Annotated in this window: 13 protein-coding genes and 1 pseudogene; 7 read left to right on the forward strand and 7 right to left on the reverse strand. The window is 40.2% G+C overall.

Annotated features, from left to right (window positions below; all coding sequences use genetic code 11):
* Positions 1 to 305 precede the first annotated feature (305 nt).
* Positions 306 to 848, forward strand: a pseudogene (locus MURRU_RS18215) (ArnT family glycosyltransferase); the annotation flags it as partial.
* A 192-nt stretch (positions 849 to 1,040) separates the two neighbouring features.
* Complete coding sequence (locus tag MURRU_RS18060; protein WP_245545064.1) at positions 1,041 to 1,832, forward strand: cytochrome c oxidase subunit VIa family protein; 792 nt, start codon at positions 1,041 to 1,043, stop codon at positions 1,830 to 1,832.
* Here the strand turns inward: MURRU_RS18060 and bioD are convergent.
* The 3 genes from bioD to MURRU_RS05275 all read right to left on the reverse strand — a co-directional run bounded on the left by bioD (position 1,753) and on the right by MURRU_RS05275 (position 2,798).
* Positions 1,753 to 2,166 carry an ATP-dependent dethiobiotin synthetase BioD gene (gene bioD, locus MURRU_RS17600; protein WP_313777679.1) on the reverse strand — a complete coding sequence of 138 codons (414 nt, stop codon included), beginning with the start codon at positions 2,164 to 2,166 and terminating at the stop codon, positions 1,753 to 1,755. The two genes, MURRU_RS18060 and bioD, sit on opposite strands and share 80 nt — an antisense overlap.
* A 66-nt stretch (positions 2,167 to 2,232) precedes the next feature.
* Complete coding sequence (locus MURRU_RS05270) at positions 2,233 to 2,619, reverse strand: putative signal transducing protein (RefSeq protein WP_014032394.1); 387 nt, start codon at positions 2,617 to 2,619, stop codon at positions 2,233 to 2,235.
* Entirely contained in the window at positions 2,616 to 2,798 is a 183-nt protein-coding gene (locus MURRU_RS05275) for a hypothetical protein (RefSeq protein ID WP_014032395.1), read from the reverse strand. Before MURRU_RS05275 ends, MURRU_RS05270 begins: the two co-directional genes overlap by 4 nt.
* A gap of 64 nt (positions 2,799 to 2,862) precedes the next feature.
* Here MURRU_RS05275 and MURRU_RS05280 point away from each other — a divergent pair, with 64 nt between their 5' ends.
* Positions 2,863 to 4,659, forward strand: a complete 1,797-nt coding sequence (locus MURRU_RS05280) for a M61 family metallopeptidase (RefSeq protein ID WP_014032396.1) — start codon at positions 2,863 to 2,865, stop codon at positions 4,657 to 4,659.
* Entirely contained in the window at positions 4,660 to 5,190 is a 531-nt protein-coding gene (locus MURRU_RS05285; RefSeq protein ID WP_014032397.1) for a GNAT family N-acetyltransferase, read from the forward strand.
* A 205-nt stretch (positions 5,191 to 5,395) separates the two neighbouring features.
* Here the strand turns inward: MURRU_RS05285 and MURRU_RS05290 are convergent, their stop codons facing one another.
* From MURRU_RS05290 to panC, 4 genes are read right to left on the reverse strand one after another with little or no spacing between them, the layout of a single operon-like run.
* Positions 5,396 to 6,538: an alpha/beta hydrolase gene (locus MURRU_RS05290; protein ID WP_014032398.1), complete on the reverse strand. Its 1,143-nt coding sequence runs from the start codon at positions 6,536 to 6,538 to the stop codon at positions 5,396 to 5,398.
* A 25-nt stretch (positions 6,539 to 6,563) separates the two neighbouring features.
* Complete coding sequence (locus MURRU_RS05295) at positions 6,564 to 7,529, reverse strand: lysylphosphatidylglycerol synthase transmembrane domain-containing protein (protein WP_014032399.1); 966 nt, start codon at positions 7,527 to 7,529, stop codon at positions 6,564 to 6,566.
* A 3-nt stretch (positions 7,530 to 7,532) separates the two neighbouring features.
* Positions 7,533 to 7,883, reverse strand: coding sequence for an aspartate 1-decarboxylase (panD, locus tag MURRU_RS05300; RefSeq protein ID WP_014032400.1), 351 nt, complete (start codon positions 7,881 to 7,883; stop codon positions 7,533 to 7,535).
* A 12-nt stretch (positions 7,884 to 7,895) separates the two neighbouring features.
* Positions 7,896 to 8,744: a pantoate--beta-alanine ligase gene (gene panC / locus MURRU_RS05305; protein WP_014032401.1), complete on the reverse strand. Its 849-nt coding sequence runs from the start codon at positions 8,742 to 8,744 to the stop codon at positions 7,896 to 7,898.
* A 102-nt stretch (positions 8,745 to 8,846) separates the two neighbouring features.
* Between panC and MURRU_RS05310 the strand changes: the two genes are divergently transcribed.
* The 3 genes from MURRU_RS05310 to glmS all read left to right on the forward strand — a co-directional run bounded on the left by MURRU_RS05310 (position 8,847) and on the right by glmS (position 13,442).
* Positions 8,847 to 9,656: a glycogen/starch synthase gene (locus tag MURRU_RS05310; RefSeq protein WP_041801331.1), complete on the forward strand. Its 810-nt coding sequence runs from the start codon at positions 8,847 to 8,849 to the stop codon at positions 9,654 to 9,656.
* A gap of 5 nt (positions 9,657 to 9,661) precedes the next feature.
* Positions 9,662 to 11,470: a DUF4270 domain-containing protein gene (locus tag MURRU_RS05315; protein ID WP_014032403.1), complete on the forward strand. Its 1,809-nt coding sequence runs from the start codon at positions 9,662 to 9,664 to the stop codon at positions 11,468 to 11,470.
* A 124-nt stretch (positions 11,471 to 11,594) separates the two neighbouring features.
* Positions 11,595 to 13,442 (forward strand): glutamine--fructose-6-phosphate transaminase (isomerizing), encoded by a 1,848-nt coding sequence (gene glmS / locus MURRU_RS05320; RefSeq protein WP_014032404.1) that lies wholly within the window; start codon positions 11,595 to 11,597, stop codon positions 13,440 to 13,442.
* Positions 13,443 to 13,552: the final 110 nt, after the last annotated feature.

A 13,552-nucleotide genomic window follows, 5' to 3' on the forward strand; every position in this document is an offset into this window, starting at 1 on the left:
CTTCCAAATAATATATCTGAAGTTTTTCCGTTGAAGATGTGGGTTACCTTGGTTGCCCGCAGCATATTTATTACCCCATTACTTTTTACCAGACAGGTTTCCCATCCAATTTTGGAGTTGTCTAATAATACCAAATCTTATATGCTGCGATGGTCAAGAACCTGTTTTCCCTTCTCAATAAGGGAACCTTTTTCACAATTATATCCTTATCTTTTCTCATACTTTATGTTATCTCCCTTTTTCTCAATTTAGAGGTTGCTCCTTTTTACAATGAAGAGCCTAGGCGATCTATAATTGCCATGGAGATGCTGTTCAACAAAAATTTTGTGGTAACCACGCTTTTCAATGATGTGTTTTACGACCACCCTCCCTTGTGGAATATTATTTTGGCCGGGAGTTCCTGGTTATTTGGAACCGACACCGAATTTGCATTCAGGTTCCCTTCCGCATTATCATTACTCTTGACTGGCATTCTAATCTATTTTATGGGTAAAAAACATGTAGGACATGTGTTCGGTATTGTTTCGTCCTTTTTATACATGGTTTCTGTAGACCTCTATTTTTTCTTTTCCAATACTGCTGAAATCGACATCTTTTTTTCCTTGCTCATCTTGGCAAGCATTATTGGAATTTATCACTTTTATGAACAAAAGAAATTTACCTCCCTATTTCTATACGCTTATTTTTTCTGCTTTTTGGGTTTTCTGACGAAAGGTGTCGTCTCTTTGGTTTTTTTGGGTATATCTCTGTTGGTGTTCTTTATTTATAAGAAAGATTATAAAAAACTGTTTCTCCCTATACATTTTATTTCCGCATTTCTTTGTTTGGGAGGCATTGCAGTATTCTTCTATGTTTATGGGCAGTATGATGATGTCTACACATACATAGAGGGAATGTGGAGAATTACACGAAACAAATCATTCTTGGACGAACAAAACAATGCCTTTTTCTCCCACTTTTTATGGTTTCCATTAAATATGCTTGGGAACCTTTTTCCTGCCACCTTACTGATTCCTTTTTTATTCAAAAAATCAGTGATTTTGAAAGTCAAGGAAAATCCTTATATAATCTTCTTGATCTCGATTTTCTTTTCAAACTTTATTATTTACTGGTTATCGCCAGGGGCTAAAGCACGATACACTTATATGTTTTATCCCATGCTTATCAGCATCTTAACCTTTGCTTTTTTGATAGAGAAAAATAAGGAAGGATGGAAAACGAAATTATTTTTTGGTGTCTTGTCCGCCATATCATTGTTGCTCGGGATAAGTTGTTTAATTCTCCCTTTTATTGATTATTTCGATACGGTAAAAGGAGTAACTTTCTTTGGTATTCTCTTTGGATTAAGTGGGCTAACCTTATTCCTATTACAACTAAAAACATATAACATCTGGAACAAGTTAGTCTTTGGATTAATGGGAATTGTTATGTTTAAATTAGTGTTCTCACTTACTGTTTACCCATTAAAGCAACAGAAAAGCTCTTCATCCACCTTCAAAAAACATGCTAAAAATATTTTGGAGATCACCAAAAACTCCCCCATTTATCTGTTTTCAGAGCTTGATTTTTTTGGTCATCACGAAATTGGAAAATTTTATACAACAGGAGCCTATTTGGAACTTTTGGGAAATCAAATCCCTAAAAAAACCTCATCCTATAAAGAAAAAGGGTATTATATTCTTCATAAGGAAGAATTAAAAGGGCAAAAGGTTTTATATACCATTGATAATCGGACAAGCTGTCTTGTTTTGATTAAAAATGAAGAAGAGCATGCTGAAACTTGGTCGCATATTCCAGAATTACCGCCTTATCAAAACGAGGTTCCTCGTTGATCCTGCCCAAAAAGGTAGCCTTTGTTTTTTTTAAGATGATTTCCTCGGTTGTAGGGTGTTCATCACCACTGAAAATGATTCCGATTTCAACTTTTTTCTGCTGTAGCCTTTCAATGGTCAACAAAGTGTGATTGATGCTTCCCAAATAATGCCTTGACACCACAATTACTTTGTAATCGGGTTGGATAAGGTCAAAAATGGTGTCGGTATCGTTCAAGGGTACGAGCAAACCTCCTGCACCTTCAATCACCAAATGATTATTGGTCTTGGGTTCCATTATTTTACCCAGGTCAATAGTAATTCCATCAATATCCGCAGCCGCATGGGGACTCAAGACTCATGGGTGTATTCAAGGTGTAGTTAATGGAATTAACGACCGGTTTTCCTGTAACAAATACTTTTATTTTTGGGGCCTTGTAATAAAATTGCATTTCATGCATTGGTACTTTCTGGGCTCAAAGAAAGGAAACAGTTTATAGAAGACGGTGCTTCGGGAGTAATAAATTTCAGATTTTGTGGCCTTACAATTTGGACACACTACTGGATTGCCAAATTCATCCGTGGCATAGTTTCGGACTTCATCAAAAATTTCTTTGGCCCGTTCTTTATCACTGGAATACACCTGAAGTTTTACTCCTCCAAGAGCAGCACTGATCAAAGGGTCGGAATTAATGGTGTTTTCATCTTTTAAAAACACAGCGATTCCCTCGGCCTCCAGCTTGCCTTTTATCACCACGGCATCGGCAGGAAACTCAAACGAGCCTAAAGTGTAAAATTCATTTTTCATGCTTTCATATATTTTTTGAGCAAATCCAACGTATTTTGCTCTAGCTCTCCATTTCCAACCATTCCCAAATAGTCGTTGGAAGAAAAATCAATCAGTCTACCAGGCTTGGAAAGACTTCGCAATGCATTCTCCAAGCTTTTTGATAATTTGGCCGCCAGCTTCTTAGGGAATTTCTCCATAGCACAAATGTAGTACTTACGGTGATTAAACAGTATCTTAGTCGTTCTTAAACCTTTACCAAAAATGAAATTTATCCTTTCTTTTTTAGCATTATTTACCGGGCTATGGATGACTGCCCAAACGAATACTTACGAAATTTCTTTTGACAATGCCGTACATCACGAAGCGGTTATCCAAGCTACTTTTCCCAATTTAACTTCGGACACTGTGGAGTTTCGGATGAGCAGAACATCTCCCGGACGCTATGCACTTCATGAATTTGCGAAAAATGTTTATGGTTTTGAAGCTACCGACAGCAAAGGAAACGCATTGACCGTTATCCGTCCCAATCCCTATGCATGGGAAGTAAGCGGGCACGATGGCACCATCAACATTAAATATATTTTGTTTGCCAACCGCGGTGGCGGCACCTACTCCCAAGTGGATGAAACACATGCCCACTTGAACATTCCTGCGACTTTTATGTTTTCTCCCGAGCTGAGCGCGCGTAGAATAGAAGTGACTTTTGATGTTCGTGAAGATTTGGATTGGAAAGTGGCCACACAGCTTCCTTTGGTATCTGGCACTACATATTCGGCTCCCGATCTATATTATTTTATGGACAGCCCTACGGAAATCAGCAATTACATGCTTCGCTCTTTCGATGTAGATGGACAAACCATCAACCTTGCACTACATCATAAAGGAACCGAAGAAGAAGCTGATACATATTTTGAGAAAGTAAAGAAAATAGTATTGGCAGAAAAAGAAGTCTACGGTGAATTACCCGATTTTGATTATGGAAACTACACCTTTTTGGCCTGCTATATCCCAAATGCCTCTGGAGATGGGATGGAGCACCGCAATTCCACTATTTTAACGAGCACCCGAAGCTTGGCCGATGGCGGAATGGAACGGAATATTGGTACGGTATCGCACGAATTTTTCCATGCTTGGAACGTGGAGCGCATTCGCCCCAAAAGTTTGGAACCTTTTGACTTTAAGGCAGCCAATATGAGCGGTGCCCTTTGGTTTGCCGAAGGGTTTACCAGCTATTACACAGGTTTAATTTTATGCCGAGCAGGCCTTTCTTCGCCCAAGGAGTATGTAGAAGGTTTGGCCGGCACGTTCAATTATGTTTGGAACTCACCTGCAAGGCAGTTCTTTAATCCGATTGAAATGAGTTTTCAAGCCCCTTTTGTGGATGCCGCCACCTCTGTGGACCCGGTTAACAGGGACAATATGTTTATTTCTTACTATTCTTACGGAAGTGTTTTGGGACTGGCTTTAGATTTATCCCTTCGTGAAAATGATTTGAATCTGGATGATTTTATGAAACTGGTGTGGAAAAAATATGGTGCCACTGAAATTCCATATACCATCCAAAATCTTCATGATACCTTGAACGAATACGCAGGCAAATCGTTTGGAGACCATTTTTTCAATAACTACATCTACCAAAGTGAAATGCCCAATTATAAAACGCTTATGGAGTCGGTAGGAGTGGTTTTGGTGCAACCAGAGTCGGACCCCTATTTTGGAGGGTATGTTTCCATGAGTGCCGATAAATCGGGTTATATGATTCTTAGAAATACAAAGATAGGAAGTCCTGCTTATGAAGCTGGTTTGGATAATGGTGATGTTATCCTAAATATTAACGATACTCCATTTACCAAAGACCAAACGTTTGAAGATTATCTAAAACAGTTTGCGATTGGTGAAACTTTAACCATCAACTTTACCCGATATGGCGAGCAAAAATCTACGGAACTGATATTAACACCCAATCCTGATTATTCTTTTAGTTTGATGGAAGACAAAAATGAAGCACCGTCCCAAGAGATGCTTGAACAACGAAAAGAATGGCTTAAAATAGAATAAATGATTAGCTACAAACAAGCTAGCACCTTGGAAGAACTACAACAGATTCTGGTTCTTCAACAGCAAAATTTACCTCAAAATTTGAGCTCCGAAGAAAGAAGTAGTGAAGGTTTCGTAACGGTGGAACACACGTTGGAGGTTCTCAAAACAATGAGCGATGTGTGCGGGCATATCATTGCCGTGGAGGATAATCAAGTTGTAGGGTATGCCCTATGTATGCACCCTAAATTTGCTGATGAGATTGAAGTGCTACGCCCTATGTTCAAAGAAATTGATAGTGCTATCGATGATAATGTCAACTATATGGTGATGGGGCAAATCTGTGTAGCCAAAAGTCATCGGGGCAAAGGTGTTTTCCGAAATCTGTATCAAACCATGAAAGAGAAATTGCCCGAAGGCTTTGATACCATCATTACGGAAGTGGACGGAAAAAACAAAAGGTCTTTGGCGGCGCATGCGGCCATAGGGTTTAAAACCCTGACCATATACCATTCGGGTGAAAAAGAATGGCACATCATTAGTTTGCAATAAGAAATCTTTCCAAATAAATTTTGGTTATCACAGGGGACTGTAAATTAAACTCTGTCCGTTGACCCAATTCCTTTCGGGCTAGCCTTTGGCTGATGCAAGTATCATGCTTGTGCCTCCACTAAAGCTTCTATTTTGAATGCTTTTTCCGGCACGTGCCTAGAGGCACTTGCGCTGGCTCCGACCATCAATCCAACTTTCTGGAATTCTAATACCCGAAGTCCGCTTTGAGGGCATCAATTTTTTTGAGGGCCAAATCCTTGGTCAAAAAGTCGATTTCTTCCAATTGGAAGGCTTTTTCAAACGTTTTAAACGCTTTTTTTGGCTCTCCTATAAACTCATAGTACTCTGCTTCAAAATAAAAGCCCATCATGGTATCGGGATATTCCTTTTTGCAAAGATCGGCCAAAGGTTCCAGTGACTCGTAGTCTTCTTTTTTCAGACAGGCGGCATAAATGGCCATAATATCGTTGAGTTCCACTGGCTTTTCAAACCCGAATAGGTCTTCTATGGTTTGGTATCTATTCTCTAAATAATTGAAAACAGGTTCTTCAGAAGTAAGAATGTCTGATTTGTATTCTGCAGGCGTTATGGGTCTGTAGATGCTGAACACATTATCAAAAGCTTTGCTAATCCCGTAAGCTGCAATGGAAGTGTGGTCGGCGCTTTCGTACTCATCAAAAAAGTAGCGCAATGATTCTTTGGTGATGGAGTTGATGCTGTTGTGCATTTGAAGGATACGCTGTCTATCGTCGGAAGGTTGTTTTTCCACAATCAAATTGTAAAAAATCACTTGATTCAGTTCAGATAAACGAGCGGGAACCCTGCTTTCCATTTCGGTGGCCATTACTGGGGATATGCTGATATAAGAATTGAAAAGAGAGCGTTCTTTGAATAGGTAATAATTGCCAAAATTAGCAGTGATGTCGTAACCTACGAACATTTTGAAGGGAGCTATATTGTAGCTGGTCTCTAAATAGGGAATCAGTTCCGTACCCAAAAATTCGTAGAACATTTTACCTTTCTCGGTGGGCAGGCCAGATACATCTTCGTAAGCACAATCTTCCCATCTCAGGTCGTTCTGTAATTGATGAACGCCAACTACGATTGCTTCGGGCATACGGTCGAACCTACTTTGGAATTTTACGTTGGCCACAACAAGGTCGAACAGGTGTTCGGCATCCAACACCACAATCAACGGGTATGTTTTTTCTTTGGTGTAATCTTCTGGAAAATAATAGGACACATCTCTGCGCTCTTGTAGTTTGAACGATTCAAAGATTTCCTTTTTTACTTGAGCGCCTAGGTTCAGGCAGATGAAGCCTATCAGTAGAAATAGACATTTTTTCATTGGTTAAGTTTTACGCGGTTGGGGCTTACCGATTTCTATTCAATAACGGTAATACAATGAATGATATTGTACCAAAAACTACGACCATTAAGGTTTGTGCGATCCACATGATCCATCCAAATGCATCTCCAGAAACCGAGCTTATTCCGTAAATGCCCAAGGCCGCACTTACAGCTATGGGATACAGGCCAATTCCGCCGTTGGTTGTGGACATGGCGAAGGCTCCGGCCACAAAGGCAACCAACAATTCACCCAAGGATAGTGTTATAGTTTCTTCAACGGTATATTTTATAACCCAAAACATGCCAAAATAGGCAACCCAAATAAAGAGTGTGTGGAAGATGAACGGCCATTTGTTCTTCATTTTGAAAACACTGAGCACGCCATCTTTTAGACCGTTTAAAAATCCTTTTAGCCTTATCGCCAAAGGTGATTTGGATTTACGGATGATGAACGATCCCAAAAACAAGCCTACAATGCCTACGAATAAAATTCCAATGGCACCGATGAAGTTTACTCCTTTTTCTTCCAAAAAACCAAGGATAAAGTCGGTTTGAAGCACCAAGGTGATCATGATGATGGCCAGAAGCATCAAAAGATCGATGACCCTTTCGGTGACAATGGTCCCAAACCCTTTTTCAAAAGGAACATTTTCGTAAGTGGTGAGCGCGGTTGCCCTAAGGATTTCGCCAGAACGGGGAATCCCCAAGTTGGCGAAATAGGATATAAGTACAATAAATATGGTGTTGACGGTTTTGGGCCTGTATCCCATGGGTTTCAAGAGGTATTTCCAGCGAACCGCCCTCGAAATATGGCTCAAAATCCCAATAATCACGGAAACCCCTACCCAGAATGGGCTTGCATTGGAAATATAATGGATAATCTGTTTTCGTTCTTCTGGCGTGGTGGAGTTGTAGGAGTACCAAATCAAAAACAGCCCAAAAGTAATGGGTACGAATATCTTAAGGAATTTTTTTAGGGATTTGCCCAAAATTTACTTGAGTAGATTGGTTTCCTCGTTGGGGAACACCAATGCTGGATTAAATGTTTTTGCCTCTTCGATATCCATCCAAGCGTAGGTGATCAGGATCAATACGTCTCCCACGGCCACTTTTCTGGCAGCGGCTCCGTTAAGGGTCAGCTCTCCGGAATGTCTGGGGCCTGGAATTGCGTAGGTTTCCAATCGCTCACCGTTGTTGTTGTTCACGATCTGCACTTTTTCACCCCTAATTATATTGGCGGCATCCATAAGATCTTCGTCTATGGTAATGCTCCCTATATAATTAAGGTCAGCCCCGGTAACTTTTACTCGGTGAATTTTAGATTTTACGACTTCTACTTGCATGGTGCAAAATTATCAATTCAATCTTAGATTATCAATTAAGCGTACGCCGTCTGCGTAAACGGCTATAAATGCTCTATATTTTTGGTTGTCCTGTATTTTAAAAGCTGGGGTGAGAGTATTCTCGTCGGCAATTTCAAAATATTCCAGATCAAACAAAGGGTGTTGCTCAAATTCGGATTTTACCCAATCCGTTATATATGCAGCACTTTTCGTGCCAAATTTAGCTTTGGCAGCTTGTAGTGTATCATGAATAAAACCAGCTTGTTCACGGGGTTTTTTTGACAGTCTCTCATTACGGGAACTCATGGCCAATCCGTTTGGTTCTCTTTCAATGGGGCAACCTATAATGGTGTAGGGCAAATTCTTGATTTCGGCCATTTTTCGGATAATCTGCAATTGTTGAAAGTCTTTTTCTCCAAAATAGGCACTGTCCGGGGCTACCGTTCTTAGTAAAAGTTCCACGATGGTGCCAACACCATCAAAATGACCTGCTCTGAACTCACCTTCCATTACTTTGTCCAAACCATTGAACTCATAGGATTCAGGGGTAACTTTCCCTTCATAGATTTCATCGACCGTAGGTGCAAATACCACAATATTGTCCGAAACCTGTTTTAATAGGTCGATATCCTTTTCAAAAGTTCTTGGATATTTATCCAGATCATCCTTTTTGTCGAATTGTGTAGGGTTCACAAAAATGCTTACCACGACCAAATCATTTTCCGAAAGGGCTTTTTTTATCAAGGAGATATGACCGGTATGGAGTGCCCCCATAGTGGGTACAAGACCAATGGTGCGGTCTTTGTTGCGCTGCTCCAAGGTAAAGGCGTTGAGTTCTTTTTTACGGTCGAATATCTTCATATACAGGTACAAAAGGGTGCAAAAATACTATAAATACAGCTAATCAGCATAATTTTTGTACTTTTGCAGCTATGTTTTTCGGATAAACAAAAGAAAGTGTTTATGAATGGTAAAAAGGTATTGTTTGTATCTTCTGAATTAGTTCCCTACCTCCCAGAGAATCCTGTTTCCTTAATGTCGTACGAAGCGCCTAGAATGGTGAACAGCAACGGTGGGCAAATCCGCATATTTATGCCAAGGTATGGAAACATTAACGAAAGGAGGCATCAATTACATGAGGTAATACGTTTATCGGGGATGAACCTGGTGATCAACGACATGGATATGCCCCTGATCATAAAGGTGGCATCCATACCAAAAGAGCGAATCCAAGTCTATTTTATAGACAATGACGAATATTTTAAAAGAAAAGCAACGTTTGCCGATGCTGATGGGAATTTGTTTCCGGATAACGACGAGCGCGCGATATTCTTTGCAAAAGGAGTTGTGGAAACGGTAAAAAAATTGAACTGGTCCCCGGATATCATCCATGTTCACGGTTGGATGGCTTCCCTGGTGCCGCTTTACCTAAGAAAATACTATGCAGATGAGCCTTTGTTCTCTGAAAGTAGAATTGTAACATCAGTATATGGTAAAGATTTTGAGGGAGAGCTCGATACTACCATGATAGATAAAATAGCTTTTGATGGCATAGACAAAGAAGAAATTTCTGCACTGTCCCATCCCGAGTATAATAATTTGTTAAAGGTTGCCGTAGATCATTCCGATGCCGTTATTTTAGCCGCGGAGGAATTGTCCGATGACCTAAAAAGCCATATAGACAATCTTTCCGTACCTGTTTTGCCCTACGTTTCACTTCAAGAAGCAGAAGAGGCATACACAAATTTCTATAATACAGAGGTTTTAAAATAGATTTAATGAGATTTTCCAAGATTATCAAAGTTTCGGCACTGTTTGGAACTTTGTTTTTACTAATTGCTTCTTGTGAAGACGAATTGGACACCATAGGTGAAGGTGTTATTGCAGGAGAGCCTTTTACAACCGGTAAAGTGGAGTACGATGTGTTTGCCTATAACAAAGGCATTACTGCGGTACAGACCAATAAATTGCCGCTATACCAATTGGGCACCTTTAATGATCCCATTTATGGCCAAAGGAAGGCCAGCATCATTTCCCAGCTTCAGTTGTCCACAACATCACCCACGTTTGGTGATATTTCCCAAACAGACGAGGACGATCCAGATAACGATCAAGAGAACGAAACCGTAAAAGAGGTCTATTTATACATACCTTTTCAAACATCACCTTCGCCCGATTCGGATGGAGATGGAGTGCCCGACGAGTTGGAAAAAAGCGATGATGACGTTGACGACCCTAATTCCGATTGGGACGGTGACGGGGTAACCGATAACCAAGAGCGGGTCCAAGGTTCAAACCCCTATGACCCCGATGAGGATGGAACTGAGGATAATTTTGTGTCAAACAATTATCCAAATAAGTTCGATTTGGACAGTATTTATGGCTATAGCGATGAAGAACAGACTTTTAATTTGGTGGTCTCTAGATCCAATTACTTTCTTCGGGACTTGGATCCAAATTCCAATTTTGAACAGGCACAGGAATATTATTCCAATCAGGATTTTTCCAGTTTTATTGGTGAAACACTTTTTAATGGAGAGGTAACCATAGACGATGAGGAAATGTTGTTCCGTGATAACGAAGATGATCCCGATACAGAGGACGTTGACGAGTCCAAGGAAATAACCAGTAGATTAAACCCAGGTATCCGTGTAGAGCTAAACAAGGATTTCTTCCAACAAAACATTTTGGACAAAGAAGGTCAAGCTGAGCTATTGAGCAGTTCCAATTTTAAAAATTTCCTTCGGGGAGTACATTTATCGGGAACCGATATGGAGCAGTTAATGTTCTTGCTGGATTTGTCCGAAGCAAATATTACCATTACCTATACGTACGATGATTATGACGCCGAAACCGAGGAAGAAGTAACATCCGAAAAGGATTTTGTATTAAACTTTCTTGTGAGTTCCCAAACAGGGGTTACTGGAAATGCCGTAAATATTTTTGAGAATGAAATGTTACCGCCAGAAGTAGAGAATGCCTTGAACAGTGGAGAGAATGCTTCTAGAATATATGTAAAAGGCGGTGCCACACTTGCCGAGGTACGCTTGTTTGAAGAAGTGGAAAACGGAGGAGCAAACATTATTAACCAGATCAAGCAGAACAATTGGGTGATCAACGAAGCCAATTTGGTATTCTATGTGGATCGTGGAACGCTGGATGAGTCGGTCGTAGAACCACCGAGGCTTTATTTGTACAATGCAGAAACCAATCGACCCCTATTTGATGCATCTAATGAAGACCCAACAGTTAATTCCGGTTCAAATCCATTAAAATATTTTCTAAATCACGGTGGACTTTTGGAGAAAGAAAATAACCGAGGTGTAAAATATAAAATCCGTATTACGGAACATATCAACAATATTATCGTCAGGGATTCTGCAAACGCCAAATTAGGGCTGACTTTGACCCCTAATATTAACTTTATAGGTGTTCAAGAAGTGGTTGGTAGCGATATGCAGGGAATCGATTATCCTGTTGCAGCATCCATAAGTCCTTTGGGTACGGTTTTATATGGGAGTAATGTGTCCAATGGAGAAGAAGGCAAGAAACTCAAATTGGAAATTCACTACACCGAGGCCAATTAAAAGTACGAATTTATCGTAGTTTTTTGAACGTTTATCGTTTTAAAGAACCAGAACTACATATTTTAACGTATACCTTTTAAATTTGATGACCAACCCCCAAATGGTTATTAACTAAAAAAATCTTATGTGTGGAATAGTTGGTTACATTGGTCATAGAGATGCCTATCCAGTAATAATAAAAGGACTTCAAAGGCTAGAATATAGAGGATACGACAGTGCAGGAATTACCTTGTACGATGGAGAGAACATCCATCTTGCCAAAACAAAGGGTAAAGTTGAAGATTTAAAAAACAAGGCCGAAGCTTCTATTCCCATCAAAGGAAAATTAGGTCTAGGTCATACGAGATGGGCTACCCATGGCGTTCCCAACGATGTAAATTCACACCCCCATTACTCCAATTCAGGTGATTTGGTGATTATTCACAATGGAATCATAGAAAACTATGAGTCCATTAAACAAGCACTTATCAAAAGAGGTTACACCTTTGAATCGGATACCGATACCGAAGTGCTCATCAACCTAATTGAAGAAGTCAAGAAAAAAGAAGGGGTAAAACTGGGTAAAGCCGTTCAGATTGCATTGAACCAAGTTGTAGGAGCGTATGCCATTGCGGTGTTTGATAAAAACAAGCCCGATGAAATCGTGGTCGCCAAATTAGGTAGTCCCCTCGCTATCGGAATCGGGGAAAACGAATATTTTATTGCCTCTGATGCCTCTCCATTTATAGAATTCACTAACAATGCCGTATATCTTGAAGACGAGGAAATGGCCATTGTAAGGATTGGCAAGGAAATCAAGCTACGTAAAATCAAGGACGATGCCATTGCCTACCCTAATATTCTAGAGTTACAGCTCAACCTGGAAGAAATAGAAAAAGGCGGCTATGATCATTTTATGCTCAAAGAAATCTATGAGCAGCCCAAGGCTATTTTGGATACCTATAGGGGACGTTTGCTGGCAGATAAGGGTATTATTAAAATGTCCGGTATTGATCAGAACCTCGAAAAATTCCTCAACGCCAACAGAATCATAATCGTAGCCTGCGGTACTTCGTGGCACGCTGGTTTGGTAGCGGAATATATTTTTGAGGACATGGCAAGGATACCTGTTGAGGTGGAATATGCCTCGGAATTCAGGTACCGTAACCCGGTAATTACAGAGAATGATGTGCTGATAGCTATCTCACAGTCTGGAGAAACTGCAGATACTTTAGCTGCAATAAAACTGGCAAAAGAAAAAGGAGCGTTTGTATTTGGGGTTTGTAACGTAGTGGGTTCATCCATAGCCAGAGAAACCTACGCAGGAGCCTATACACATGCTGGACCGGAAATAGGAGTGGCTTCGACCAAGGCATTTACCACGCAGATTACGGTATTGACCTTGATTGCTTTAAAATTGGCGCAAGAAAAAGGGACACTCTCTCAATCCAAGTACCATGAATACTTAGCAGAATTGGAGGCTGTACCGGCTAAAGTGGAAAAGGCATTGTTGTCCAATACTTTGGTAGAAGAAATATCAGAAACTTATAAAGATTCACCTAACTGCCTATATTTGGGAAGAGGATATAATTTCCCCGTGGCGCTGGAGGGAGCTTTAAAACTGAAAGAAATTAGTTACATCCATGCAGAAGGCTATCCTGCCGCAGAGATGAAGCACGGACCCATCGCTTTGATCGATGAGCAAATGCCAGTCGTAGTAATTGCCACCAAAAAAGGCCACTACGAAAAAGTAGTAAGCAATATCCAGGAAATAAAATCCAGAAAAGGACGAATCATAGCCATAGTAACAGAAGGTGACGAAACCGTAAAAGAGTTGGCGGACCATGTAATCGAGGTGCCGGAAACTTCAGAAAGCCTATCACCGCTACTCACAACAATTCCGTTACAATTACTTTCATACCATATCGCCGTAATGAGAGGTTGTAATGTAGATCAGCCGAGAAATTTGGCTAAATCCGTTACGGTAGAATAGAAAGTAAAAACATAAGATCAAACAAAAAAGGTGCTGGAAACGGCACCTTTTTTTGTTGAAAACGTATATTTAAATAGGATTTTTTGCCAAAAAAGTATTATGCATGCATA

Origin of the sequence: Allomuricauda ruestringensis DSM 13258 (assembly GCF_000224085.1) — a bacterium.
Taxonomy (GTDB): domain Bacteria; phylum Bacteroidota; class Bacteroidia; order Flavobacteriales; family Flavobacteriaceae; genus Flagellimonas; species Flagellimonas ruestringensis.

Coding starts and splice junctions, on each gene's coding strand:
- MURRU_RS05270 (WP_014032394.1), bottom strand. CDS start 2,619: ATGAAAAATGAATTTTACACTTTAGGCTCGTTTGAGTTTCCTGCCGAT.
- MURRU_RS05275 (WP_014032395.1), bottom strand. CDS start 2,798: ATGGAGAAATTCCCTAAGAAGCTGGCGGCCAAATTATCAAAAAGCTTG.
- MURRU_RS05280 (WP_014032396.1), top strand. CDS start 2,863: ATGAAATTTATCCTTTCTTTTTTAGCATTATTTACCGGGCTATGGATG.
- MURRU_RS05285 (WP_014032397.1), top strand. CDS start 4,660: ATGATTAGCTACAAACAAGCTAGCACCTTGGAAGAACTACAACAGATT.
- MURRU_RS05290 (WP_014032398.1), bottom strand. CDS start 6,538: ATGAAAAAATGTCTATTTCTACTGATAGGCTTCATCTGCCTGAACCTA.
- panD (WP_014032400.1), bottom strand. CDS start 7,883: ATGCAAGTAGAAGTCGTAAAATCTAAAATTCACCGAGTAAAAGTTACC.
- panC (WP_014032401.1), bottom strand. CDS start 8,744: ATGAAGATATTCGACCGTAAAAAAGAACTCAACGCCTTTACCTTGGAG.
- MURRU_RS05310 (WP_041801331.1), top strand. CDS start 8,847: ATGAATGGTAAAAAGGTATTGTTTGTATCTTCTGAATTAGTTCCCTAC.
- MURRU_RS05315 (WP_014032403.1), top strand. CDS start 9,662: ATGAGATTTTCCAAGATTATCAAAGTTTCGGCACTGTTTGGAACTTTG.
- glmS (WP_014032404.1), top strand. CDS start 11,595: ATGTGTGGAATAGTTGGTTACATTGGTCATAGAGATGCCTATCCAGTA.